We start from the raw sequence: 22,480 nt of genomic DNA on the forward strand, positions 1-22,480 counted from the left end.
ATGGGCCCAATTGATGGCAGACGACAGAATCGAACTCTTTGTCGGACTGATCGAGACCATTGACGTGCCGGGCGCGGCCGAGGCGTGCCGGCGCCTGCTCTCGGTCGACGAGCGGGCCCGGGCCGATCGCTTCGTGTTCGAGCGGCATCGGCGGCAGTACATTTTCGCACATGCGATGTTGCGCCTCGCGCTGTCGCAGGTCGCTTCCAACGTCGCTCCGACCGACTGGTCGTTTGGCGCGGGCCGCTATGGCCGGCCGTTCGTCGCAGCACCGGCCACCTCGAGCGCGCTGCATTTCAGCCTGTCGCATGCCGACGGCTGCGTCGCTTGCGTGGTGTCGCGGCATGAGGCCGTCGGGGTCGACGTCGAAACCGTGTCGCGGCGCGTCGCGCCGCTGTCCACCGCGCTTCGCTTCTTTGCGCCGGAGGAGGTCGAAAGCTTGCGCGGACTGCCGGAGCCCGCGGCGATCGAGCGCTTCTTCGACTATTGGACGCTCAAGGAGGCCTATCTGAAGGCCAGGGGCTTCGGGCTCAATCTGCCGCTCGATGCCTTCGCCATGCAGGTGTCACGCGAGGCCATCGAGATCAGCTTCAAGCCAGACATCGTCGACGATCCGGACGGCTGGCGCTTCTCGCTGTGCTCGCCATCGCCCGCGCATCGCCTCGCGATCGCCGACGGCTCCCGCGCGGACGGCGGCCTTCCCATCAGCCGCCATGCCTGGCCTCTCCACGAAGCGGCTGAATGACGCACACCGCGGAGAGGTGAAGCGATCTCACCGCGCTTCTTCGAAGCCCGCCAGCACAGAGGTCAGGTTGGCGCCGAGGATATCCGAGAGATAGCCGCCTTCCTGCACCAACACGGTCGGCAGGCCCAGCTTCGCGATGGCCTGGCCGATACGGCGGAAGCCGGGTGTAGTGACGGCCAATCCCTTGAGCGGATCGTGCTCGGAGGCATCGAGGCCGAGTGCGATGACGAGGGCGCCGGGGGCAAAGGATTCGATCGCCTTGCGCGCGAGGTCCAGCGCCTGGAGATAGCCGTCATCGCCGGTGCCGATGGGAAGCGGAATGTTGAGATTGGTGCCGAGGCCGGGTCCTTCGCCGCGCTCGTGTGCATAGCCCCATACGTAGGGATAATACGCAACGGGGTCGGCATGGATCGAGATCGTGGAGACGTCGGGGCGGGCATAAAAGATGCCTTGCGTGCCGTTGCCGTGATGGACATCGACGTCGAGGATCACGACGCGCTCGTGCTTCTGCCGCAGATGCGCCGCCGCGATCGCGCTGTTGTTGAGAAAGCAGAAGCCGCCGGCCATGTCGCGATAGGCGTGATGGCCGGGCGGACGGCAGAGCGCATAGACCGCGTCCTCGCCGTCCATCACCATCTGCGCTGCGGTGACCGCAACGTCGGTGGCGGCGCAGGCCGCGGCCCACGTGCCCGGGCCGATCGGCGCTGCGGTGTCGGCGGTGTGCCAGCCCAGCTTGCCGACGATGTGGCTGGGATAGGTCGCTGCATGGCGCACGGGATGGACATTGCCGATCATCTCCGGGCCGGAATCGCCGAGCGCCGTCCAGGCGTCCCAGGCTTCGCTGAGGAACGACAGATATTCCGGACTGTGAATGCGTGCGCGCGGCCCGGACCCGAACTTGGTCGGCTCGACCAGTTGATGCCTGCCGTCCTTCAATCCCTTGAGCAGGCGGTCGGCGCGCTCGGGCTGCTCGGTGGTGCGCTTGACGACACCGCGCACCAGGAAGAATTGCGGATCGTGGCTGCGGTGCAGTTCGGTATAAACGGCTTTCACTCAAACACTCCGTGGTCGCATGCTACTGAACGTGCCGCAGAGTCTTGATCGCCACGGCCGCCGGATGCAAGCAAGAAGAATGCCGCCCATGTCGCGCTGCCCTGCGCCGAAAGCAGAGCGCTTGCGAAGCTCAGCAACGTCCGCGCTGGAGGCAGTGCTCGCGGCCGGGCCGGTCGGTGCGGAAGGACTCGATGAAGCCGCCCTGGCGCTGGGTGACGAAGACGGTCTTGCCGTCGCTGCCGCCGAAGGCAAGGTTGGTCGGCTCCTTGGCCCTCAGCGGAATCTCGCGCTCGACCGCGCCGGTCGGCTTCATCAGCGCGATCGTGCCCTTGAGAATGCGCGCGACGTAGAGGCGGCCGGCAACGTCGGTGCGCAGGCCGTCGATGGTGTCGGGCTGAAACGCCTTGACGAGCTTTGCAGTCGTCAGCTCGTTGCCGCTGATCGCATAGGACCAGATCTGGCCGCTGCTGGATTCGCCGACATAGAGCGTCTTGCCGTCAGGGCTGAGATCGATGCCGTTGGTGGTGCCCATCGCGCGCGGCGCCGACATCACCCGTCCCTGCACCGTACCGTCCGCTCCCCTGGCGATGCGCCAGATGTGGCCTTCCCTGCCCTTCCAGTTCGGATCGCTCGCATAGATCGTGCCGTCGGGCGCGATCGTGATGTCGTTCGGCTGGCTCAGCTCGTCGGAGTGAAACCATACCGCGGGCTCGATCGCACCCTTGGGGATCGCGAAGATGTTGTGCTTCTTGTAGTCGGCGATGAACATCGTGCCGCTGCGATCGAAACGGATCGCATTGCCGACGCTGCCTTCGGGGAGCATCGTGAACAGCTCCGAGGCGGCGCCACCCGCAGGCAATTTGCCGATGGTGCCGGGCTTGCCGAGGTTGACGACGAACAGATTGCCATCGAGATCGGCGGCCGGCCCTTCGATGCCGAAGGTGTACTCGCTGGCCGGCGTCACCTGTGCGCTTTCGAACAGTTTTGTTTCGGCAGCGGCCGGCAGCGTCGCGACGAGCAGGATGCTACTGCACAGGCACCAGAAGTTCCTGCCGGATGTAATAGCCATCGCCGTCGGTGCACTCACCGTTCAGATAGGGATCGGCTGGCCGGAAGAATCGGCTGAAGCCGGGTCTGTCTACAGCGCTCCTTTGTGTCACGACGACGACCTTTCCGGCCGGTATTTCGCCGCATTCCTTGTTGGCCTTGCTGAAAAACTTCCGCTGCGGCGGGCCCGGCTTGATCCGCATCCGCGTGCCCGGAACCATTTTGGCGACGAACAGGTCCGCCATATCGAGCAGGCGCGTATAACCGGGTTCCAGCTTCGGCAGGCTCTCGCCGCCCGGCGGCATCAGCTTCTCGGCGCCAAGACCGCGCAGGCGTATGCGGAGCCTGCCGGCGTCAGGATCGCCTGGATAGATCCAGCCATCCTGCGACAGCATGAAGTGCAGCACCGCCCTGTCCTTCTCCGCATCCGACTGACCCGCGCTCAGGCCGAAATCCGAATGGCAGCCGACGCAGTGCTTCTCGACGAGGCCCTTGCGCAAGGCGGTGAGGCGAACACTGTTCTGCGCGTCGCTGGCAACGAAAGCTGCGAGCTGGTCGATCATCGCCTGGCTGCGCGTATCGCAGGGGAGCGGCTGAGGTAGCTCGCCGGCCGCGCGATCGATGCGGATCACGGTCTTGTTCTTGTCCTCGACCAGCCAGATCGCGCCATCCTCCGCCACCGTCATGCCGACCGGCGCACCTTGCGGCCGCGCGCCGTTGACCCGGTGCCAGCCGGCGATCAGCTCTTCGAACGGCGCGGCGGCGACCTCGCCGGCGTCGGTTCGGAAACTGCGGGTCGGCTCGGCCGCGCAACTGACGTGATAGCGCACCGGTGCCGCGCTCGGCTTTGGAAAGCCGTGATCGTCAACGTCGTAGATGAGGAGCCGGCTGCCGGTCGGCCGATAGCCGTGCAGGCCGACCAGCAGCTTGCCCTCCAGCTCCGGGAATTTGGCGCCGTGGTAGTAGAGCATCGCGAGCGGCGCGCCGTGCGGCGGCAGCAGCGACAACGGCGCCTTGTAAAGCGCATTGGCCGAGCAGAACGACTTGTACGCGCCCGATTGCAGCACGAGCCGGAATTCGGGGCTCGGCGTCGACACGTCGTAGCAATAGGGCCAGCCATAGTGCCTGCCTTGCTCGATCGCGTTGATCTCCTCGTTCGGCTTGAAGATGTCGGGCAGATCGCGGGCATTCTCGGCCTGCAGGAAGGCGTAGCCGGCATCCGGAAACTTCGGGTGCAGCGCCAGGGCCATCGAGTTGCGCAAGCCGCGCGCATAGACGGTGTGCGGCGGGTCGGGATCGCCGGGTTTCAGTGCGGGGAAGACGCCGCCTGCGGGCGGCGTGAACAGCCAGATCGACGCCAACGCGGACGCGCCCTCGGCCGCCGCACAGGGTTTTGTGATCGGCGCAGGCGTGATGCAGTCGTCGCTGTGCGAGCCAACATTGACGAACAGCCGGCCGTTCCGGTCGAACACGAACTGCTTGAATGGATGCGCGCTCTCATCCAGCCTCTTGCCATCCGGCAGCGTGATCCGGCGGCCGGGCATGTGACGGATGATGGTCTCGACCGTGCTGCGTGGATTGTCCGCAAGCGGGTCGAACCGGAAGATCGTCTCCGCGGTCGAGGCATAGAGCTTCCTGTCCGGGCCGATGACGAGAGCGAACGGATATTCTATCCCCGTCAGCAGTTCCTTGAGGCGTTGCCCCTGCGGGGCACGCGGATCGAGCAGCAGCAGCCGCCCGTCGGTGTGGCCCCAGCCGCCCATATCGGCGACCACCAAAAGGTCGCGGCCGGGCACCTGGACGATCGCGCGCGGAAATTTGAGGCGGTCCTCTTCGCTGGCAACGAGGCCGGCGCAAAATCCCGCCTTCATGTCGATCTGGATCCTGGGAAAGGCGAGATCGCCGCTGCCGCAGGCGTCCGTGCCGATGGCGTAGCCGCTCTTTCTCACCGGCTCGGACGAAGCCGGGGCGAAGCCGAACAGCGCGGCGGCCCAAACCGCTGCAAGAACGACCGCTGCAGGCAAGCGCAGATTCGGCCGTTCGCGCGCGAATGTGAACTGGTTCACGGTGACCCCCGGCTTCCCGCGGACGTTGTTCCATGCCGCCTTGGCGCCGTCCAGTCATCACCCGCCTGTGATTAAACCTGTAATGACTTTGAGCCCGACCAATATCCGTAGATTTCCTTACCGGGCTCGACCCGAATGTTTCGCGAATGCTTGGGGTGGTATCGGTTTGCCGTCCCAATCGCTTTCTACAGGAGGCGCCTATGGTCCAGGTCTATTTTCACTGCTCCAACACCGAGGGCACGCTGATCGACCACTACGGCGCCGCAGTCGCCAATCTGACCGAGGCACGCGACCGCGCCACTCAGATCATGAACTCGATGATCCAGACCCCCGGCGCCGAAGACTGGCGCGACTGGGTGATCCATGTCAGCGACGATGACGGCGAGGAAATCTTCGATCTCCCCTTCACCGCCATGCTCGGCAAGCCGCATTGAGGTGATGTCATGTCGCTCGCTTCCTTAAGCCTGCTGCGCCAGCCCCTGAGCTTCGTCGCCACCAGATGGCAGACGCTGATCCGCGTCGCCGGCAACCCCTATCGCCCCGAACTGCACTACATGCGCGGACCCGGCCCGGCGTGGCGCGCCAAGTATCAGGCCAGCCGGCTGGATCGCTCGCACTGAGGCGGCGCTCCTCCGGCGCTTGCGAGCTGATTTCCGTCTCCTCCCATCATGGCCGGGTTTAACCCGGCCATGATGCATTTGGGGGGACGCGCCTGTTTCACACCAGCCATGTCGCGCCTCTCTTTGGATGTTCTCGTTGGCGGCAATGTGCCATTGTCCGCGCGCTTCGCCAATTGCGGAGCCTCGCATTCAACGCAGCGAAGCCATCGACGAGCATCAAGACGACATCATGCCTCACCAGTTCAGCCTCAACCAAACAATCCGCAAGCCCGCCGTCACCTCCAAGGGCGGCATCGTCGCCTCGCAATCGCGGCGGGCGGCGGAAGTCGGGGCGCAGGTGCTGGCCGCGGGCGGCGATTGCGTCGACGCGATCGTCGCGACCACGTTTGCCCTCAACGTCCTGGAGCCCTGGAACAGCGGCATCGGCGGCGGCGGTGCGATGGTGCTCTACCGCGCCAAGGAAAATCGCTATGAGGTGATCGACTACGGCATGTGCGCGCCGCAGAGCCTGCGCACGGCCGATTATCCGCTCAGCGGCGAAGGCGCGGCGTCCGACCTGTTTCCCTGGCCGCGGGTGAAGGATGATCGCAACATCCACGGCCCCGGCTCGATCGCCGTGCCCGGCGTCGTCGCCGGAATGGAAGAGGCGCACCGCCGCTACGCCAAATTGCCGTGGAAGGATCTGGTCGCGCCGGCAGCTCGGCTCGCCGGCGAAGGCCTGCTGGTCGATTGGTGGACGACGGTGACGATCGCGGGCTCGGCCGCCGATCTCAGACGCTACCCCGCGAGCGCGGCCGCATATCTGAAGGATGGCCTGCCGCCGACCGCGCCATGGGGCATCAAGGCTGAGACGCGGCTGCCGCAGGACGCTCTGAAGGCGACGCTGTCACATCTGGCCGACGCGGGCCCGCGCAATTTCTATCAGGGCGACCTCGCCAGGAGCATTGCTTCCGACATCAAGGCCGACGGCGGCTCGCTGTCGGTGGAGGATCTCGCCGCCTTCCGCGCCCATGTGCGCGAGCCGCTGGCGATCCCCTATCGCGAAGGCAAGGTGCTCGCGACCCCGGAGCTCACTGCGGGGCCGACGATGGCGCATGCGCTGCGCCTGTTGCAGCAGAGCTTGACGCCGGCAGGCGCGCCGGATGCCGGCGCCTATGTCGAATATGCGCTCGCCCTGCAGGCCGCCTTCAGTGAGCGTCTCAAGGATATGGGCGATGCCGACGGCAAGCGTTCGCTCGGCGCCGAATATCTGGCGCCGGCCTGCACCACGCATTTCTCGGTGGTCGACCGCCACGGCAACATCGCGGCGGTGACGCAGACGCTGCTCTCGTCCTTCGGCTCGCGATACGTGACACCGCACAGCGGCATCACCATGAACAACGGCATCATGTGGTTCGACCCGACGCCTGGCACCACCAACTCGCTCGCACCCGGCAAGCGCTGCCTCTGCAACTACACACCTGTCATCGCCGAGACCAAGGACGGCAAGCGCCTCGCGGTCGGCGCCTCCGGCGGACGCCGCATCCTGCCCGCGGTGATGCAGCTCGTGTCCTTCGCGATGGACTACGGCATGGACTTGGACGCCATCCACCAGCCGCGCATCGACGCCAGCGAAGGCGCGGTGGTGATCGGCGATGCGCGCCTGCCGGCGGAGGTGCGCAAGGCGCTGGCCGCGCGCTTCGACTATGAAGAGAGCCGGCTGCAGGCGGTGCCGCAGAAGTTCGCCTTCCCGAGCGTCGTGATGCGCGAGGGCGCGGTGAACTCCGGCGCGGTCGAGATTTTCCAGCCCTGGGCCGATGCGGTGGCGGAGGCTTAACTCCGCTCGAAATGCCAGCGCGCGTTGAGCTCCAGCGCGATTACGCATCCAGGCGAGCGTCACGAGTCCTCCACATTCGCAGGGAACTTACCTGCCCAGCGTTCGTTCACTGAACGGACAATGCGCTCGCCCCATTGGAGGACATGATGAAGAAACTTGCGCTCGCCGCGTCGCTGATCATTGCGGCCGGCTTCACATTTGCGAGCCCCGCGCTGGCGAAGGGTGGTCATGGCCACGGACATGGTCATGGCCATAAGATGGGCCATCATCACCATTTCACGCCGCCCGGCTGGTCGCATGGACGCAAGGTCGGCTGGCGCGGTTACGGCTGCCCGCCCGGACTGTGGAAGCAGGGCCGCTGCTGAGGCCATCTGCAATTCTTGAGGAGGCGCCGCCCTCACAAGGCGGCGCCTTCTTCATAGGCCGAGCCGGTCCCGCACCCGTCCCGTGAGCACGGCGGTGGTCACGCCGACCGGCCAAAACGCGTGCATCGGAATCGGCTTAATGCCCGTGATGGGCATGTCGATCTCGGCCTTGGTGCCGCCGATCAGTCGGCGGGCGAGCTGTTCGCCCATCGCGGTCGAGAGCGCGACACCGCGGCCGTTGCAGCCGAGCGAGATCAAAATGCTCTCGGCGGGCTCATGCACATGGGGATAATGGTCCGCGGTGATGGCGAGCCGGCTATTCCAGCCGTGGGTCCAGGCGACACCCTTGAGCTGCGGCCAGAGCCGCTCTGCATAACGCATGAGATAAGCGACATCATGCGGCGACTTGATCCAGCGCATCGGGCCGCGGCCGCCCATCAACAGACGGTTCTGCTGATCGATACGGTAATAGACCGTGATGTGGCCGCTCTCGTAGAGCACCGAACGCGTCGGCATGATCGAACGGGCGACCGCGTCGGAGAGCGGCGCGGTGGCGGCGATCGAGGAAAACACCGGCACGATGGTGCGGCGGAGCGCAGGCCAGAGATCGTCGGTGAAGCCGTTGGTGGCGAGCAGGACCTTGTCAGCATGAACCACGGCCCGGGGCGTCTCGATGCGCCAGCGCGTTCCCTCGCGGCGTAGCGATAACGCCGGCGTCTCGCCATGAACCGTCGCGCCCGCCGAAATCGCGGCGCGCGCAAGACCACGGGCGTAGCTGAGCGGATGCAGATCGCCGCCGCGTGTATCGAGCATGGCGCCGATGTAGCGGTCGGTGCCGGTCATCTCGCGCAGCTGCTCGCGGTTCAGATAGGACACCGGCATGCCGCGGCGGACGCATTGCTGCGCCGTCTGCTCGATCGCGGCGGCGCTGCTCTCATTGTAGGCCGCGCGCAAGGTGCCGCTCTGCCGCGCCTCGCACGGGATCTGGTAGCGACGGATCAAATCGTGCGTGAAGTTGGTCGTGCCGTAGGCAAACGCGATCATGCGGCGGCCGAGCTCTGTGCCGAAATCGGCCTCGATCTTGTCAGGGTCGTGCTTCAGGCCGGGATTGGTGTGGCCGCCATTGTTGCCGGACGCGCCCCAGCCCGGCTCCTGCGCCTCCAGCACCAGCGCCTCGACGCCCTGTTCCGCCAGATGCAGCGCGGTGGAGAGGCCGGTGTAGCCGCCGCCGACGATCGCGACCGAGACGCTCTTGTCGACATCGAGCGGCGGCGTGGCAATCGGCGCAATCGCGGTGTCGGCATAGAGCGAGGGCGGCAGAGGCAGGCGCGTCATGGAAAGTCCGGTCAGAGCGGATGCAGCACGCGGCGCAAGAAGTCCTGCGTCCGCGCGTGCTGCGGTTGATTGAGCAGCGATTTCGCCGGCCCCTGCTCGACAATGACGCCGCCATCGATGAACAGAACGCGATCGGCGACATCGCGGGCAAAGCCCATCTCGTGGGTGACGACGACCATGGTCATGCCGTCGTCGGCGAGCTTGCGCATGACACCGAGGACGTCACCGACGAGCTCGGGGTCGAGCGCCGAGGTCGGCTCGTCGAACAGGATCGCCTTGGGCTGCATGGCGAGCGCCCGCGCGATGGCGACGCGCTGCTGCTGGCCGCCGGAAAGCTGCGGCGGATGCGCATCGGCCTTTTCCGCAAGCCCGACCTGGGCGAGCAGCGCGCGGCCGCGCTCTAGCACCTGGGCGCGCGGCTCCTTTTTCACGAAGAGCGGACCCTCCATCACGTTCTCCAGCACCGTCCGATGCGGGAACAAATTGAAACGCTGGAACACCATCGAGACCTGGGTGCGGATGTTCACGATCGACGGCGCGTCGCGATCGACCTTCAGGCCTTCGACGCTGATCTCGCCGCGATCGTAGCTTTCGAGACCGTTGATACAGCGCAGGATGGTCGACTTGCCGGACCCGGAGGGGCCGATGATGCAGACCACCTCGCCCTTCTCGACGCTCGCCGTGATGCCCTTGAGCACCTCGACCTTGCCAAAGCTCTTGTGGACGTCGTTCAGCTCGATCATCGCTTGCCGGCCCGCTTCTCGAAGTGACGGACCAGCAGGATCAGCGGAATGCTCATGGTGAGATACATCAGCGCGACCAGCGTGAACACGCTGGTGTTCTTGAACGTCGAGGACGCGATCAGCTTGCCCTGCAGGGCGAGCTCGGCGACCGTGATGGTCGAGGCCTGCGAGGAATCCTTCAGCATCATGATCATGACGTTGCCGTAAGGCGGCAGCACGATGCGCACCGCCTGCGGCAACACCACACGGCGCATGGTGAGCCACCAGCCCATGCCGATCGACTGCGCCGCCTCGATCTGCCCCTTGTCGATCGCCTCAATGCCGGCGCGGAAGTTTTCGGCCTGATAGGCCGAATAGGCGATGCCGAGCCCGAGGATCGCGGCCTGCAACGCGCTAAGCGTGACGCCGAGATCGGGCATCACGAAGTAGAGGTAGAACAACAGCACGATGATCGGGATGCCGCGGATCACGTTGATCAGGCTGGCACTGAGCATCGACAGCGCTCTTATGCCGGAGACCCGCATCATCGCCCAGACGAGGCCCAGCACCGTCGAGAGCAGCAGCGAGCCCACCGTGACGACGATCGTCAGGGCGACGCCGTTCAGCAGGATCGGGAAAAACTCGACGGCATCGCGCCAGAAGCCTTTCATCGGGCAGCCTTCATCGGTCAGACGCTGACGATCAACCCTGGGCCTTCAGGCCCCATTTATCGAGGATCTTGTCGATGGTGCCGTTGGCTTTCAGCTTCGCGAGCGACGCGTTGATCTTGCCGAGCAGGGCGGTCTCACCCTTGCGCACGCCGATGCCGACCGAGCCGACCGTGACAGGCTTGTAGCCGTCGACCAGGCGCACCTCGGGGAAGCCGCCCTGCTTCAGATTGTAGGCGAGGATCGGATAATCGGCGTAGCCGGCCTTGAGCCGGCCGGTGTTCACGTCGCGCAGGATGTCCGGGATGGTATCGTAGGCCTTTACCTCGGCGAACAGGCCGGTTTTCTTCAGCGCATCGACGAAGGCGGTGCCGACCTGGGCGCCGACCGTCTCACCTTTCAGATCGTCCTGCGTGGCGTAAGCCTTGGTGTCGGTCTTCGGCACCACGAGGCCCTCGCCGTAGGTGTAGATCGGATCGGAGAAGTCGACGACCTCCTTGCGCGGCGCGGTGATGAACATCGCAGCCGCAATGATGTCGATCTTGCTCGAGGTCAGCGAGGGGATCAGCGCCGAGAACTGCATCGGCTCGATCTGCACGTTGAAGCCGGCATCCTTGCCGATCTCGGTGATGAGATCGACCATGATGCCCTGGATGGTGTTGGTCTTGGTGTCGAGGAAGGTGAAAGGAATGCCGGTCGGCGTCGAGCCGACCTTCAGAACCTGTTGCGCCGAAGCCGGCACGACTGTGGCAATGGCGAGCGCCGCGAAAACGGCTTGAACAAAACGCTTCATCGCATCCCCCTTTTTGGGCCTGGCCGGCGGCGGCGCGCGCGCATGTCGCGATCAGACGTTGCGGGCCGGCCCGTTTCGGCCTATTTTCACTAATATGAAAATTTGGTCACACTTTCGCGGACGATGCAAGCGGTTTTCATGCACATGAAGGAAGCGGTTTGACGTGAGCGGTGGCAAAAGAATGCGCAAACCGGCCGCCGCAAAGCCGGCCAAGAAAAAGCCGGCTAAGGTGAAAGCCAAAGCGGCCGAGCCGGCGATGGACGTCGCAGTCGGCCGCCGCATCCGGGATCTCAGGCGGGTCAGGCAGTTCTCGCTGGAGACGGTCGCCGCGCGCTCGGATTTGTCGATCGGCTTCCTCAGCCAGATCGAGCGCGGGCTGTCGTCGCCGTCGCTGCGGGTGCTGGCGACGCTCGCCGACGTGCTCGGCGTCGGCATCGCCGCGCTGTTCGGCGCGAGCCCGAGCGCCGACGGCACATCGGATCAGGTGGTGACGCGCGGATTGCAACGGCCCGAATTGAAGCTGTGGCGCACCGGCGTGTCCAAACAATTGCTGAGCCCGGCGAGCGCCGACAACAAGCTCAATCTGTTCCTGGTGCATCTGGAGCCGGGCGGATCCACCGGCGACGAGCTCTACACCCACGACGGCGAAGAGGCCGGGCTCGTGCTCGAAGGCGAGATGATGCTGACGGTGGACAGCCAGACATGGTCGCTGAAGACCGGCGACAGCTTTCGCTTTGCGAGCCGAAGGCCCCACCGGTTTTCCAACCCGGCGCAGGATGCGAAAGCCGTGGTGCTGTGGGTGAATTGCGTGACGGGGGCGGGGTAGTTGCTCTCCCTCTCCCCGTTCTTACGGGGCCGCGACGAGCTTCGCTCGCGCTGAGAGCGTCGGGGTGAGGGGCTGCTTCAGCAGAAATGGTCACAGCGGGACTCGCGGAGACTCCCCCTCACCCGGAATTTGCTCTCGCAAATTCCGGCCTCTCCCCGCACGCGGGGAGAGGCGAAGAAATCACCCAAACCGGTGCTTGTACCGCTCCACCGTCAGCGCACTCACATCGATCTCCGGTTTCCTGCCCGACAGCATATCCGCGAGCACGCGGCCCGAGCCGCAGGACATGGTCCAGCCGAGCGTGCCGTGGCCGGTGTTGAGGTGGAGGTTGGCATAGTGCGTCCGGCCGATCACGGGCGGGCCGTCCGGCGTCATCGGGCGCAGGCCGCTCCAGAACGTCGCCTTGGACAGATCGCCGCCGCGCGGGAACAGGTCGGTCAGCGAATGATCAAGCGTGGCGCGGCGTGCATCGTAGAGCTTGGCCGAATAGCCGGAGATTTCGGCGGTGCCGCCGACGCGGATGCGACTGCCGAGGCGGGTGATCGCGACCTTGTAGCTCTCGTCCATCACGGTCGATTCCGGCGCGCCGGAGGCGTCCTTGATCGGCACCGTGATCGAATAGCCCTTCACCGGATAGACCGGCAGCGAGATGCCGAGCGGCGCCACGAGCCGCGACGACCAACTGCCGAGCGCGAGCACGTAAGCGTCCGCCTGCAACAGCCCGGCGCTGGTGGCGACGCCGCTGACGCGCGCGCCATCGGTGACAATGCGGTCGATCGAGGTGTTGAACAAAAAGCGCACGCCGAGCGCCTGGGCATGCTTGGCGAGCGACTGCGTGAACATGTGGCAGTCGCCGGTCTCGTCCTGCGGCAGGCGAAGCCCGCCGACGAACTTCTCCTTCACACCGCCGAGCGCCGGCTCGACCGCGATGCAGCCCTCGCGGCTCAGCACCTCGAAGGGAACGCCGTATTGCTTGAGCACGGCGATGTCTTCGGCGGTGCCGTCAAGCTGGGCCTGATAGCGAAACAGCTGCAGCGTACCTTGCGAGCGCTCGTCATACTGGATGCCGATGTCGCGGCGCAGATCGCGTAAAGAGTCACGGCTGTATTCGGCGATCGGAATCATCCGGCTCTTGTTGACGGCGTAGCGCGCGCTGGTGCAGTTGCGCAGCATCTTGAGCAGCCAGACCCACATCACCGGATCGAGCTTCGGCCGGATCACCAGCGGACCGTGCTTCATCAACAGCCACTTGATCGCCTTCACCGGCACGCCGGGGCCGGCCCAGGGCGAGGAATAGCCGGGCGACACCTCGCCGGCATTGGCGAAGGAGGTCTCCAGTGCCGGCTCTGGCTGACGGTCGACGACCGTCACCTCATGGCCGGCACGAGCGAGGTAGTAGGCAGAGGTGACACCGATGACACCGCTGCCGAGGATCAGAACTTTCACGCTTCGTCAAACTCCCGCGGCGCTCGCCGCTGCAAGGACCAACTCGCTGGCGGCGAGAGCAAATATCAGGCCACCTTCTTGATGGCGTCACCGAGGATCGAGATCATCTGGTCGATGTGGCTCTTCTCAACGATGAGCGGAGGCGACATCGCGAAGCTGTCACCGCTCATGCGCAGATAGAGGCCGGTGTTGAAGCAGTCGACCATCACGTCATAACCGCGCGCGCCGACCACACCGTCGCGCGGCGCCAGCTCGACCGCGCCCATCAGCCCGCAATTGCGGATATCGACGACGTTGGGCAGACCCTTGAGCGAATGCAGTGCATCGCGCCAGTATTCCGCGATCGAGGCACCGCGCGTCAGCAGGCCTTCGTCCTTGTAGATGTCGAGCGTCGCGATGCCCGCGGCGCAAGCTGTCGGATGCGCCGAATAAGTATAGCCATGGAACAGCTCGATCTGGCTCTCGGGACCGACCATCAGACCGTCGTGCACCTTGCGGCTTGCGAACACCGCGCCGCAGGGAATGGTGCCATTGGTGATGCCCTTGGCCGTCGTCATCAGGTCCGGCGTGACGCCGAAGAAGTTGGCGGCGAATGGCGTGCCGAGGCGGCCGAAGCCGGTGATGACCTCGTCGAAGATCAGGAGGATGCCGTGCTTGTCGCAGATCTCGCGCAGGCGCTGCAGGTAGCCCTTCGGCGGCGGCAGCACCGCGGTCGAGCCCGGCACCGGCTCGACGATGACGGCGGCGATCGTCTCCGCGCCATGCAGGGCGACCAGACGCTCGAGATCGTCGGCGAGTTCGGCGCCGTGCTCGGGCAGGTCCTTGGCGAAGGCGTTGCGGGTGAGATCATGGGTGTGGCGGATGTGGTCGACGCCCGGCAGCAGGGTGGTGAAGGCGCGGCGATTGGCGACCATGCCGCCGACCGAGGTGCCGCCGAAGCCGACGCCGTGATAGCCGCGCTCGCGGCCGATCAGGCGCGTGCGGCTGGCCTGGCCGTTGGCACGGTGATAGGCCAGCGCGATCTTCAGCGCGGTGTCGACCGACTCGGAGCCGGAATTGGTGAAGAAGACGCGGTCGAGGCCTTTAGGAGCGATCTCGGCAAGACGCTCGGCGAAGTCGAACGCCAGCGGATGGCCCATCTGGAACGACGGCGCGAAGTCCAGAGTCATCAGCTGGCGCTCGACGGCGGCGGCTATCTGTTTGCGGCCATGGCCGGCATTGACGCACCAGAGCCCGGCGGAGCCGTCGATCACCTGGCGACCGTCGACGCTGGTGTAGTACATGCCCTCGGCCGAGGAGAACAGGCGCGGCGCCTTCTTGAACTGCCGGTTGGCCGTGAACGGCATCCAGTACGAATCGGTCTTGATGGTGTTCGGAATCTGATGAAGGGTCACGGCCGCGCTCCTTTGCTGATCCCATAGCTGAGCCATGGCTTGGAAAGCGCAACAAGTCCTTTTCTGGCGGCCTGCAAGCCATTGATTTGGCTGGGGCCGCCGGTCCATATTTGCGCGATCCGCAACACCTGCAACACGGGAATTGGGCATGAGCGTCGACATCGGTGGACGGCTGCGATTCATCCGGGCGCGCCACAAGCTGTCGCAGCGCGAGCTGGCCAAGCGCGCCGGCGTCACCAATTCGACCATCTCGCTGATCGAATCCAACCAGATGAACCCGTCGGTCGGCGCGCTCAAGCGCATTCTCGACGGCATCCCGATGGGGCTCGCCGAGTTCTTCGCACTGGAGCCGGAGTCCAGGCGCAAGATCTTCTACCGCGCCGAGGAGCTCACCGAAGTCGGCAAGAAGCCGATCTCGTACCGGCAGGTCGGCGACAATCTGTTCGGCCGCAGCCTGCAGATCCTGAAGGAGCGCTACGAGCCCGGCAGCGACACCGGCCGCGTGCATCTCGTGCATGAGGGCGAGGAAGGCGGCATCGTGATCTCGGGCAAGCTCGAGGTCACCGTCGAGGACGAGCGCCGCATCCTCAATCCCGGCGATGCCTATTATTTCGAAAGCCGCCGCCCGCATCGCTTCCGCTGCGTCGGCGGCAAGCCCTGCGAGGTGATCTCGGCGTGCACGCCGCCGACGTTCTGACGGCGATCGGCCGCATCCGAGATTACGGCACCGGCCGAATCTTGAGCTGAATCGGCGCGACGCGGCGGAGCGAGAAGATCTCGCCCCGCCTTTGCCTCAACCCTGCGTCAGCAACTCCTCGATTCGGATCGGAAATTTGCGCACGCGCACGCCGGTGGCGTGCCAGACGGCGTTGGCGACCGCGCCGGCACTGCCGGTGATGCCGATCTCGCCGACACCCTTGATGCCGAGCGCGTTGACGTGCGGATCGTGCTCCTCGACGGTGATGACGTCGAGCGGCGGCACGTCGGCATTCACCGGGATGTGGTATTCGCCGAGATTGGCATTCATGATCCGTCCGGTCCGCTGGTCGGTGATGGCCGCCTCGTGCAGCGCAAAGGACAAGCCCCAGATCATGCCGCCGAACAGTTGGCTCTGCACCATGCGCGGATTGACGATGCGCCCGGCGGCAAACGCCCCGACCATGCGGGTGACGCGGATCTGGCCCAGCTCGGGATCGACCTTCACCTCGGCGAACACCGCGCCGTGGGCATGCATCGCATATTGCTCCATCGCCGCAGGGTTCGCTGCGCCGGTGCCGCGGGCCTCGATCTCGGCGACGCCGGCGCGCGCCAGAATCTCGGCATAGCTCTCGCTCCGGCTCTCGTCGTCGCGGCGGATCAGCCTGCCCTCGCGCGCGATCACGCCGGCATTGCCGGCGCCGAACAGCGGCGAGCGTTCGTCGCTGGTGGCGAGATCGGCGAGCTTTCCGATCACGGCCGCACCGGCGCTGTGGATCGCAGCGCCTGCCGTTGCCGTGTGCGCCGAGCCGCCGGCGATACCGGCGTCAGGCAGGTCGGACGTGCCGGACTTGAAGTCGAGGCGGTCGATGTCGAGACCGACGGAATCCGCCGCGATCTGCGCCAGCGCGGTCCAGGCGCCCTGCCCCATGTCATGCGCGCCGATCTCCATCACGCCGGAGCCGTCGCGGCGGATCGCCGCGCGCGCTTCGGCCTGGAACATCAGCGCCGGGAAGGTCGCCGTGCCCATGCCCCAGCCGACCAGGAGGCCGGCATCGTCGCGCATCTGCCGCGGCTGCAGCGGACGCTTGGCCCAGCCGAAGCGCGCCGCACCCTGCTCGTAGCAGGCGCGCAGCGCCTTGGAGGAGAAAGGCCGTCCCGTCATCGGCTCGACCTCGGCGTAGTTCTTCAGGCGGAAGGCGAGCGGATCCAAGCCGCAGGCCCAGGCCATCTCGTCGATCGCGCTCTCGAGCGCGATCGAGCCGGTCGCCTCGCCCGGCGCGCGCATGAACAGCGGCGTGCCGGTGTTGACCCGCACGGCATCATGCGAGGTGCGGATCGCGGGTGCCGCATAGAGCGTATGCGAGGCATCGGCCGCAGGCTCGTAAAAATCGTCGAACGTACTCGACACGGTCCGCGCATGGTGGTCGAGCGCAGTCAGACGTCCCTCGCCATCGGTGCCGATGCGCAGGCGCTGGCGCGTCGGCGCGCGGTGGCCGACCGGGCCATACATCTGCTCGCGGCGCAGCACCAGCTTGACCGGCCTGCCGACGAGCTTTGCCGCCATGATGCCGAGAGTCTGCGGCCCCGCCAGGAATCCCTTGGAGCCGAAACCGCCGCCCAGGAATGGGCTGCGGATGTGAATCTTTTTGTGCGCGATGCCGAACAATTCGGCGACGCGGGCAAGCGACAGCATGAGCCCCTGAGTCGGCATGTCGATTTGCAGTCTGTCGCCGTCCCAGTGCGCGACAATGGCATGCGGCTCCATTGCGTTGTGATATTGCGGTGGCGTCTCATAGATTGCATCGATCTGCTTGTCGGCCGCGGCAAGGCCCGCCTCGACATCGCCGAGGTGATTTTCGGTGGGATTGCCGACGCCGACGACGGGCGGCATATAACTCTCGCCCGCATCGAGTCCGACCAGCGGAGGCAGCGTCTCGTAGCGCGGCGCCAGCAGCGCGGCACCTTCCGTCGCCGCCTCTTGCGTCTCGGCGATCACGACGGCGATCGGCTGGTTGGCGTACCGGACCTCATTGCTCTGCAACACCTCCATCCGGAACACGAACGGATTGGTTTTGAGCTCGGGGTCGATCGCGAGCTGCGGCTTGTGATCGGGCGTCATGACGTCCACGACGCGGGGATGGCGCTTCGCCGCCGCGACGTCGAGCGAGACGACGCGGCCGCGCGCGATGCTGGAGGTCGCCATCACCGCAAACAGCATGCCGGGGGGATGATTGTCGGCGGCATAGGTCGCCTGCCCCGTGACCTTGAGGATGCCGTCGCGGCGGGTCAGCGGCTGGCCGATATTCGAGCCGTGCCTGATATGGGCGGGCGCGCTGGTGAGAGTGAGCTCAGGCATGGATGGCTCCGGAGGTCGAGGCAAAGGGTGAGGCCGGCAGCGCGGGGATCCGCGCAGGCGTGCCGGCAGCGGCCAAAGTCAGTGCGCGCACGACGATGCGGCGCGCGAGCTCGATCTTGAAGGCGTTGTCGCCGGACGGTTTTGCGCCCTCGAGCGCGCGCCGGGCGGCCTCCTGGAATGCGTCCGCCGTCGGCGCGACGCCCCTCAGAACGTCCTCCGCGGCGCGGGCGCGCCAGGGCTTTGCGGCGACGCCGCCGAGCGCGAGCCGCGCCTGTGCGACCTTGCCGTTCTCGATCCGCAACGCCGCTGCAGCCGAGACGACGGCAAAGGCATAGGAGGTGCGCTCGCGCACCTTGAGGTAGCGCGCATGCGCGGCGAAGCCGCGTGCGGCAGTCGGCAGGCGCACCGCGACGATGAGATCGCCGGGCTCGAGCACGGTCTCGCGCTCGGGCGCTTCGCCCGGCAGGCGGTGCAGCTCGTCGAGCGCGATCTCGCGCCGGCCGCCCCTGCCCTCGATCTCGACGACGGCATCGAGCGCGACCAGCGGCACGCAGAAGTCGGAGGGATGCGTGGCGATGCAGCTCTCGCTCCAGCCGAGCACGGCATGGCCGCGGTTCTCGCCGTCGCGCGCGTCGCAGCCGGAGCCAGGCTCGCGCTTGTTGCAGCGGCTGGCGGTGTCGTAGAAATACGCGCATCGCGTCCGTTGCAACAGGTTGCCGCCGACGGTGGCGGCATTGCGCAATTGAGCCGACGCTCCCGAGAGCAGCGCTTCGGCCACCGCCGGATAGGACCGCGCGAATTCCGCATCATGGGCGAGATCGGCATTGCGCACCAGCGCGCCGATCCGCAAAGACCCGTCCGCGAGAGTCTCGATTCTGTCGAGCCCATCGAGATGCGTGACGTCGACCAGCCGGTCCGGACGGCTGACGCCGCCCTTCATCAGGTCGAGCAGATTGGTGCCGGCGGCAAGAAAGACCGCGCCCGGCTGGGCGGCCGCCGCAACGGCTTCAGTGACCGTCGCCGGCCTGACATAATCGAACTGTTTCATGCGGAGCGCCTCTGATTGGTCTCGTCCATCTGTCCTTGCGCGTCCAGCACCGCATCGACGATGCCGACGTAAGCGCCGCAGCGGCACAGATTGCCGCTCATGCATTCGCGGACGCGTTCGGGATCGTTGCCGGCCTGGCCTTCGCCGATCATGCCGATCGCGCTCATGATCTGGCCGGGCGTGCAGAAGCCGCACTGGAAGCCGTCATGTGCGATGAAGGCGGCCTGCACAGGATGCAGCTGGTCGCCGCGCGCGAGGCCTTCAATGGTGAGGATGTCGGCGCCGTCGTGGCTGATGGCGAGCGCGAGGCAGGAATTGATGCGCTTGCCGTCGACGAGAATGGTGCAGGCGCCGCACTGGCCGCGGTCGCATCCCTTTTTGGTTCCGGTCAGATGGAGGCGCTCACGCAGGAGATCGAGCAGCGTGACGCGCGGATCGTCGAGAACGAAATCGCGCCGCGCACCGTTCACGGTGAGGCTGATGGAGTGGTTCATACAAGGCTCCGATCAGATTTGGACATGAGTCATCGTGCAGCGCGCCACCGCCGTGGCCGCTGTCGAATGGCGCCGCCCGAACATGATGCGGCCGACGCACGAGCGAAGATACGGAGGCACCCTCCGCTTAACAAGGGTCGGCCGGAAATATTTGGAATTCGTCAAAAGCCCCTGCGCCACCAACGCGATGCAGCCCTGCATGGGTCCGGCGAGGGTTCAATCTAACCAATTCGTGATCTACATTGCGCGGCATGGACGACCACACCGACCAGACCCGAAGACCCCGCGCCGACGCCGTGCGCAATCGCGAGCGCGTGCTCGAAGCGGCGAAGCTGGTGTTCAGCGCCGGCGGTTCGGAGGCGAGCCTCGAAGCCGTGGCGAAGCGGGCCGGCGTCGGCATCGGCACGCTGTATCGGCATTTTCCGACGCGCGAGGCCTTGTTCGAAGCGGTGTACCGCCGCGAAGTCGAGCAGCTCAGCGAGCTGGGCGAGCAATTGAAGAACGAGAAGGACCCGATCGAGGCGCTGCGGCGCTGGTTGCACTCAGGGGTCGCGTTTGTTGCGACCAAGAAGGGAATGATGGCCGCGCTGGCGCTCGCGGTGCAGAGCGGGTCGGAGCTGCATGCTTTCTCCTTCGAGCGTCTGACCAAGGCGATCGGCTCGCTGCTGGAGCGGGCGGTCGCAGCCGGCGAGATGCGCGCCGACATCAACCCGGAGGATCTGCTGCGCGCCTTCTTCGGCATGTGCTACGTGCACGACCAGCCCGGCTGGCAGGCGACGGCGCTGCGCCTGCTCGACGTGTTCGTCGACGGCTTGCGGGTGCAGCCGCCCAGCAAGGCGAAGGCGCGTTCGTCGAAGACGACCAAGCCGGCGATGAAGCGGAAGCGCTAGGCGGCGTGGACTCAAAGGAGAAGTATCGGCTCCTGAGGGCCGAGCGAAAATCTGCTGACCGGCCAGAGCACTAGCGCTTGTGACCCACAGCGGACGGGACGATCAATCATCTAGGTGCAATTCTTGCCACTCGGATCACCTCCGCATATTTGGTCATTTCACTTTGAATGAATGCTTGGAATTGTGTCGGCGATCCTGGCAGTGGCGACGCGCCGAGTTCAGCCAGGCGCGCCATTATTCGTGTGTCCGCAAACGCGGCATTGATCGCTTGGTTGAGTTTCTCGACCAGGACGGCGGGCATCTCACGAGGCGCAACGATACCGAACCACGATATCGCCTGGTACCCTGGAACGAAATCGGATGCTGAGGGCACATCCGGCAACGCGGCGGATTTCACAGGGGTCGTCACCGCCAGCGGGATTAGCCGTCCTGCCTTGATGTGCGCGATGGACGATGGCATCGGATCGAACATGCAATCGATCTTGCCGGCCAAGAGGTCGGCGAGCGCCGGGGTCGAGCCGAGATACGGCACCAGGGTTAGATCGACATCTGCCATCACCTTGAACATTTCAATGCCGATGTGCTGCGGCGTCCCTGCGCCAGCAAAGCCGATCTTGAGTTTGCCCGGGTTCGCCTTGGCATGCGCGATAAAACTCGCCAGCGTCGTTGCGGGAACGGAGGGATTGACCTCGATGACGAGCGGCACCTGCCAGAGACCGGCCACCGGCACGAAATCGCGTCCGAAGTCGAAATCAAGGTTCTTGAACAGCGTCGCGTTGATGGTGTTCACAGGACCGCACACCAGCAGCGAATATCCGTCCGGCTTGGCTCGCGCGACCGATCGGGTTGCGACGTTGCCGCTTTCGCCGGGTTGATTTTCCACCACGACAGGTTGGCTCAATCGATCTGACAGCCAGCCAGCAATCACGCGGGCGGCGATATCGACCGGCCCACCTTCCGGAAATCCAACGACAAGCCGTACGGGACGTGAGGGATAATCATCGGCATGCGCGAGCGGCGAAAGCGCCGGCAGGGCGGCGGCAGCTGCCAGCAATTCGACGAAGGCGCGGCGACGCATCAGCATGGCTCGGATCCTTTCCGTTTGGATCCGCATGACCATACGGCTGGCAGCTGGATGAGCTATGGCAGGTAAAGTGCAAATTTGATACCTAATCGGTATGGCAATTGATCTTGCACGGCTTCGGTATTTCGTCGCGGTTGCGGAAGAGGGGCACATCACTCGTGCCGCCGAGCGGCTCGACATGCAGCAACCGCCACTCAGCCGGCAGATTCGTCTCATGGAGCGAGAGCTGAAAGTTCAGCTGTTTCGCCGCTTGCCGCGCGGAGTTGAACTGACCAGCGCGGGTCATGCATTGCTGCCTGAAGCAAAGAGCATGCTTGCTCGTTTCGACCGTGCGATGGAGATCACTCGTCGTGCGGCGCGTGGTGAACAAGGCAGTCTTTGCGTGGGCATCGCGCCCACGGCGCCTTTCATCCCGCTGGTACCCAAATCGATCCGCGCGTTCCGTGAGGCTTTCCCGATGGTATCGCTGGTGCTTGAAGAGGGATTGAGCAACGAGGTCGTTAGCAAATTCGATAACGACCAAATGGATGTCGCGTTTGTTCGCGCCCCTCAGGTGCTTGCTCAGGGAGTGGTCGTCACGCCGCTTCAGGAAGAGCCCATGATCGTTGCCTTGCCCGGCAATCATCCGATTGCGAAGCGCGGCAAGGCTCAATCGATATCGCTGGCGAGCTTGGCCAACGATCCCTTTATCCTGATCGGTCCACAGGGTACGGGCCTGCACGACGAGACCGTTGCAGCATGCCGAGCCGCCGGGTTCATGCCCAAGCTTGGGCAACCCGCGCCCAGGATCACATCCACGCTAAGCCTGGTTGCCGCTGGGCTCGGCATCGCCGTGATCCCATCGACAATGCAAAGCGTTCGAATCGCCGGAATAGTCTATCGGCGCTTGCGGGCGCCAGTGCCAAAGGCATTTCTCGGCCTTGCCTTTCGTCGTAGCGACCCTTCGCCAGTGCTCAAGCAGTTTCTGAACGTCGTTCGAAGCATTGCGAAGTCCAGTCCTCCGATCCAGTGAG

22 protein-coding genes are annotated in these 22,480 nt (G+C 65.4%); 9 read left to right on the plus strand and 13 right to left on the minus strand.

Going from position 1 to position 22,480, the window contains the following annotated elements:
- Positions 1-13: 13 nt before the first annotated feature.
- A complete protein-coding gene (locus tag HZZ16_RS13410) occupies positions 14-745 on the plus strand; it encodes a 4'-phosphopantetheinyl transferase family protein (RefSeq protein ID WP_197948921.1) in 732 nt (243 codons plus the stop codon).
- Positions 746-772: 27 nt separating this feature from the next.
- On the opposite strand, the gene HZZ16_RS13415 is transcribed toward HZZ16_RS13410, so the two are convergent.
- The 3 genes from HZZ16_RS13415 to HZZ16_RS13425 all read right to left on the minus strand — a co-directional run bounded on the left by HZZ16_RS13415 (position 773) and on the right by HZZ16_RS13425 (position 4,911).
- Positions 773-1,798, minus strand: a complete 1,026-nt coding sequence (locus HZZ16_RS13415; protein ID WP_197948922.1) for a histone deacetylase family protein — start codon at positions 1,796-1,798, stop codon at positions 773-775.
- Between the two features lie 130 nt (positions 1,799-1,928).
- Positions 1,929-2,867: an SMP-30/gluconolactonase/LRE family protein gene (locus HZZ16_RS13420; protein WP_197948923.1), complete on the minus strand. Its 939-nt coding sequence runs from the start codon at positions 2,865-2,867 to the stop codon at positions 1,929-1,931.
- Complete coding sequence (locus HZZ16_RS13425) at positions 2,824-4,911, minus strand: PQQ-dependent sugar dehydrogenase (RefSeq protein WP_197948924.1); 2,088 nt, start codon at positions 4,909-4,911, stop codon at positions 2,824-2,826. The genes HZZ16_RS13420 and HZZ16_RS13425 overlap by 44 nt, the downstream gene beginning before the upstream one ends.
- Before the next feature lie 200 nt (positions 4,912-5,111).
- Between HZZ16_RS13425 and HZZ16_RS13430 the strand changes: the two genes are divergently transcribed.
- The 4 genes from HZZ16_RS13430 to HZZ16_RS13445 all read left to right on the plus strand — a co-directional run bounded on the left by HZZ16_RS13430 (position 5,112) and on the right by HZZ16_RS13445 (position 7,712).
- A complete protein-coding gene (locus HZZ16_RS13430) occupies positions 5,112-5,345 on the plus strand; it encodes a DUF6894 family protein (RefSeq protein ID WP_122401210.1) in 234 nt (77 codons plus the stop codon).
- Between the two features lie 9 nt (positions 5,346-5,354).
- Entirely contained in the window at positions 5,355-5,531 is a 177-nt protein-coding gene (locus HZZ16_RS13435; protein WP_197948925.1) for a hypothetical protein, read from the plus strand.
- Between the two features lie 229 nt (positions 5,532-5,760).
- A complete protein-coding gene (locus tag HZZ16_RS13440; protein ID WP_197948926.1) occupies positions 5,761-7,347 on the plus strand; it encodes a gamma-glutamyltransferase family protein in 1,587 nt (528 codons plus the stop codon).
- 146 nt (positions 7,348-7,493) lie between these two features.
- Positions 7,494-7,712, plus strand: coding sequence for a hypothetical protein (locus tag HZZ16_RS13445; RefSeq protein ID WP_197948927.1), 219 nt, complete (start codon positions 7,494-7,496; stop codon positions 7,710-7,712).
- 51 nt (positions 7,713-7,763) lie between these two features.
- Here the strand turns inward: HZZ16_RS13445 and HZZ16_RS13450 are convergent, their stop codons facing one another.
- From HZZ16_RS13450 to HZZ16_RS13465, 4 genes are read right to left on the minus strand one after another with little or no spacing between them, the layout of a single operon-like run.
- Entirely contained in the window at positions 7,764-9,047 is a 1,284-nt protein-coding gene (locus HZZ16_RS13450) for an NAD(P)/FAD-dependent oxidoreductase (RefSeq protein WP_197948928.1), read from the minus strand.
- 11 nt (positions 9,048-9,058) lie between these two features.
- Positions 9,059-9,790, minus strand: coding sequence for an amino acid ABC transporter ATP-binding protein (locus HZZ16_RS13455; RefSeq protein ID WP_197948929.1), 732 nt, complete (start codon positions 9,788-9,790; stop codon positions 9,059-9,061).
- Positions 9,787-10,440, minus strand: a complete 654-nt coding sequence (locus HZZ16_RS13460; protein ID WP_197948930.1) for an amino acid ABC transporter permease — start codon at positions 10,438-10,440, stop codon at positions 9,787-9,789. The genes HZZ16_RS13455 and HZZ16_RS13460 overlap by 4 nt, the downstream gene beginning before the upstream one ends.
- Before the next feature lie 31 nt (positions 10,441-10,471).
- Complete coding sequence (locus HZZ16_RS13465) at positions 10,472-11,230, minus strand: ABC transporter substrate-binding protein (RefSeq protein ID WP_197948931.1); 759 nt, start codon at positions 11,228-11,230, stop codon at positions 10,472-10,474.
- Positions 11,231-11,411: 181 nt separating this feature from the next.
- On the opposite strand from HZZ16_RS13465, the gene HZZ16_RS13470 reads away from it, so the two are divergent.
- Positions 11,412-12,056 carry a helix-turn-helix domain-containing protein gene (locus HZZ16_RS13470; RefSeq protein WP_197948932.1) on the plus strand — a complete coding sequence of 215 codons (645 nt, stop codon included), beginning with the start codon at positions 11,412-11,414 and terminating at the stop codon, positions 12,054-12,056.
- A 180-nt stretch (positions 12,057-12,236) separates the two neighbouring features.
- Here the strand turns inward: HZZ16_RS13470 and HZZ16_RS13475 are convergent, their stop codons facing one another.
- Positions 12,237-13,502, minus strand: coding sequence for a D-amino acid dehydrogenase (locus tag HZZ16_RS13475; RefSeq protein ID WP_197948933.1), 1,266 nt, complete (start codon positions 13,500-13,502; stop codon positions 12,237-12,239).
- 65 nt (positions 13,503-13,567) lie between these two features.
- Complete coding sequence (gene aptA, locus HZZ16_RS13480; RefSeq protein WP_197948934.1) at positions 13,568-14,896, minus strand: omega-aminotransferase AptA; 1,329 nt, start codon at positions 14,894-14,896, stop codon at positions 13,568-13,570.
- A gap of 148 nt (positions 14,897-15,044) precedes the next feature.
- Here aptA and HZZ16_RS13485 point away from each other — a divergent pair, with 148 nt between their 5' ends.
- Positions 15,045-15,593: a cupin domain-containing protein gene (locus tag HZZ16_RS13485; protein WP_028180135.1), complete on the plus strand. Its 549-nt coding sequence runs from the start codon at positions 15,045-15,047 to the stop codon at positions 15,591-15,593.
- Positions 15,594-15,689: 96 nt separating this feature from the next.
- Here HZZ16_RS13485 and HZZ16_RS13490 read toward each other — a convergent pair whose 3' ends face one another.
- From HZZ16_RS13490 to HZZ16_RS13500, 3 genes are read right to left on the minus strand one after another with little or no spacing between them, the layout of a single operon-like run.
- The gene (locus HZZ16_RS13490; protein ID WP_197948935.1) at positions 15,690-17,951 is read right to left on the minus strand and encodes a xanthine dehydrogenase family protein molybdopterin-binding subunit; all 2,262 of its coding nucleotides are present in this window, start codon (positions 17,949-17,951) and stop codon (positions 15,690-15,692) included.
- The gene (locus HZZ16_RS13495) at positions 17,944-18,999 is read right to left on the minus strand and encodes an FAD binding domain-containing protein (RefSeq protein WP_197948936.1); all 1,056 of its coding nucleotides are present in this window, start codon (positions 18,997-18,999) and stop codon (positions 17,944-17,946) included. Before HZZ16_RS13495 ends, HZZ16_RS13490 begins: the two co-directional genes overlap by 8 nt.
- Complete coding sequence (locus HZZ16_RS13500) at positions 18,996-19,493, minus strand: (2Fe-2S)-binding protein (protein WP_197948937.1); 498 nt, start codon at positions 19,491-19,493, stop codon at positions 18,996-18,998. The genes HZZ16_RS13495 and HZZ16_RS13500 overlap by 4 nt, the downstream gene beginning before the upstream one ends.
- Before the next feature lie 251 nt (positions 19,494-19,744).
- On the opposite strand from HZZ16_RS13500, the gene HZZ16_RS13505 reads away from it, so the two are divergent.
- A complete protein-coding gene (locus tag HZZ16_RS13505; protein WP_197948938.1) occupies positions 19,745-20,383 on the plus strand; it encodes a TetR/AcrR family transcriptional regulator in 639 nt (212 codons plus the stop codon).
- A 106-nt stretch (positions 20,384-20,489) separates the two neighbouring features.
- Here HZZ16_RS13505 and HZZ16_RS13510 read toward each other — a convergent pair whose 3' ends face one another.
- Entirely contained in the window at positions 20,490-21,467 is a 978-nt protein-coding gene (locus tag HZZ16_RS13510) for a Bug family tripartite tricarboxylate transporter substrate binding protein (protein ID WP_197948939.1), read from the minus strand.
- A gap of 94 nt (positions 21,468-21,561) precedes the next feature.
- Here HZZ16_RS13510 and HZZ16_RS13515 point away from each other — a divergent pair, with 94 nt between their 5' ends.
- Positions 21,562-22,479, plus strand: a complete 918-nt coding sequence (locus HZZ16_RS13515) for a LysR family transcriptional regulator (protein WP_197948940.1) — start codon at positions 21,562-21,564, stop codon at positions 22,477-22,479.
- The last annotated feature ends 1 nt before the right edge of the window (position 22,480 follow it).

Origin of the sequence: Bradyrhizobium glycinis (genome assembly GCF_016031655.1) — a bacterium.
GTDB lineage: Bacteria > Pseudomonadota > Alphaproteobacteria > Rhizobiales > Xanthobacteraceae > Bradyrhizobium > Bradyrhizobium glycinis.

Bases quoted from the DNA above. Each gene is read 5' to 3' on its own strand.
- HZZ16_RS13420 (WP_197948923.1), bottom strand. From the start codon at position 2,867: ATGGCTATTACATCCGGCAGGAACTTCTGGTGCCTGTGCAGTAGCATC.
- HZZ16_RS13465 (WP_197948931.1), bottom strand. From the start codon at position 11,230: ATGAAGCGTTTTGTTCAAGCCGTTTTCGCGGCGCTCGCCATTGCCACA.
- HZZ16_RS13430 (WP_122401210.1), top strand. From the start codon at position 5,112: ATGGTCCAGGTCTATTTTCACTGCTCCAACACCGAGGGCACGCTGATC.
- HZZ16_RS13460 (WP_197948930.1), bottom strand. From the start codon at position 10,440: ATGAAAGGCTTCTGGCGCGATGCCGTCGAGTTTTTCCCGATCCTGCTG.
- HZZ16_RS13505 (WP_197948938.1), top strand. From the start codon at position 19,745: ATGGACGACCACACCGACCAGACCCGAAGACCCCGCGCCGACGCCGTG.
- HZZ16_RS13470 (WP_197948932.1), top strand. From the start codon at position 11,412: ATGCGCAAACCGGCCGCCGCAAAGCCGGCCAAGAAAAAGCCGGCTAAG.
- HZZ16_RS13435 (WP_197948925.1), top strand. From the start codon at position 5,355: ATGTCGCTCGCTTCCTTAAGCCTGCTGCGCCAGCCCCTGAGCTTCGTC.
- HZZ16_RS13450 (WP_197948928.1), bottom strand. From the start codon at position 9,047: ATGACGCGCCTGCCTCTGCCGCCCTCGCTCTATGCCGACACCGCGATT.
- HZZ16_RS13455 (WP_197948929.1), bottom strand. From the start codon at position 9,790: ATGATCGAGCTGAACGACGTCCACAAGAGCTTTGGCAAGGTCGAGGTG.
- HZZ16_RS13485 (WP_028180135.1), top strand. From the start codon at position 15,045: ATGAGCGTCGACATCGGTGGACGGCTGCGATTCATCCGGGCGCGCCAC.
- HZZ16_RS13515 (WP_197948940.1), top strand. From the start codon at position 21,562: ATGGCAATTGATCTTGCACGGCTTCGGTATTTCGTCGCGGTTGCGGAA.
- HZZ16_RS13500 (WP_197948937.1), bottom strand. From the start codon at position 19,493: ATGAACCACTCCATCAGCCTCACCGTGAACGGTGCGCGGCGCGATTTC.
- HZZ16_RS13510 (WP_197948939.1), bottom strand. From the start codon at position 21,467: ATGCTGATGCGTCGCCGCGCCTTCGTCGAATTGCTGGCAGCTGCCGCC.
- HZZ16_RS13490 (WP_197948935.1), bottom strand. From the start codon at position 17,951: ATGCCTGAGCTCACTCTCACCAGCGCGCCCGCCCATATCAGGCACGGC.
- HZZ16_RS13440 (WP_197948926.1), top strand. From the start codon at position 5,761: ATGCCTCACCAGTTCAGCCTCAACCAAACAATCCGCAAGCCCGCCGTC.
- HZZ16_RS13495 (WP_197948936.1), bottom strand. From the start codon at position 18,999: ATGAAACAGTTCGATTATGTCAGGCCGGCGACGGTCACTGAAGCCGTT.
- HZZ16_RS13445 (WP_197948927.1), top strand. From the start codon at position 7,494: ATGAAGAAACTTGCGCTCGCCGCGTCGCTGATCATTGCGGCCGGCTTC.
- HZZ16_RS13410 (WP_197948921.1), top strand. From the start codon at position 14: ATGGCAGACGACAGAATCGAACTCTTTGTCGGACTGATCGAGACCATT.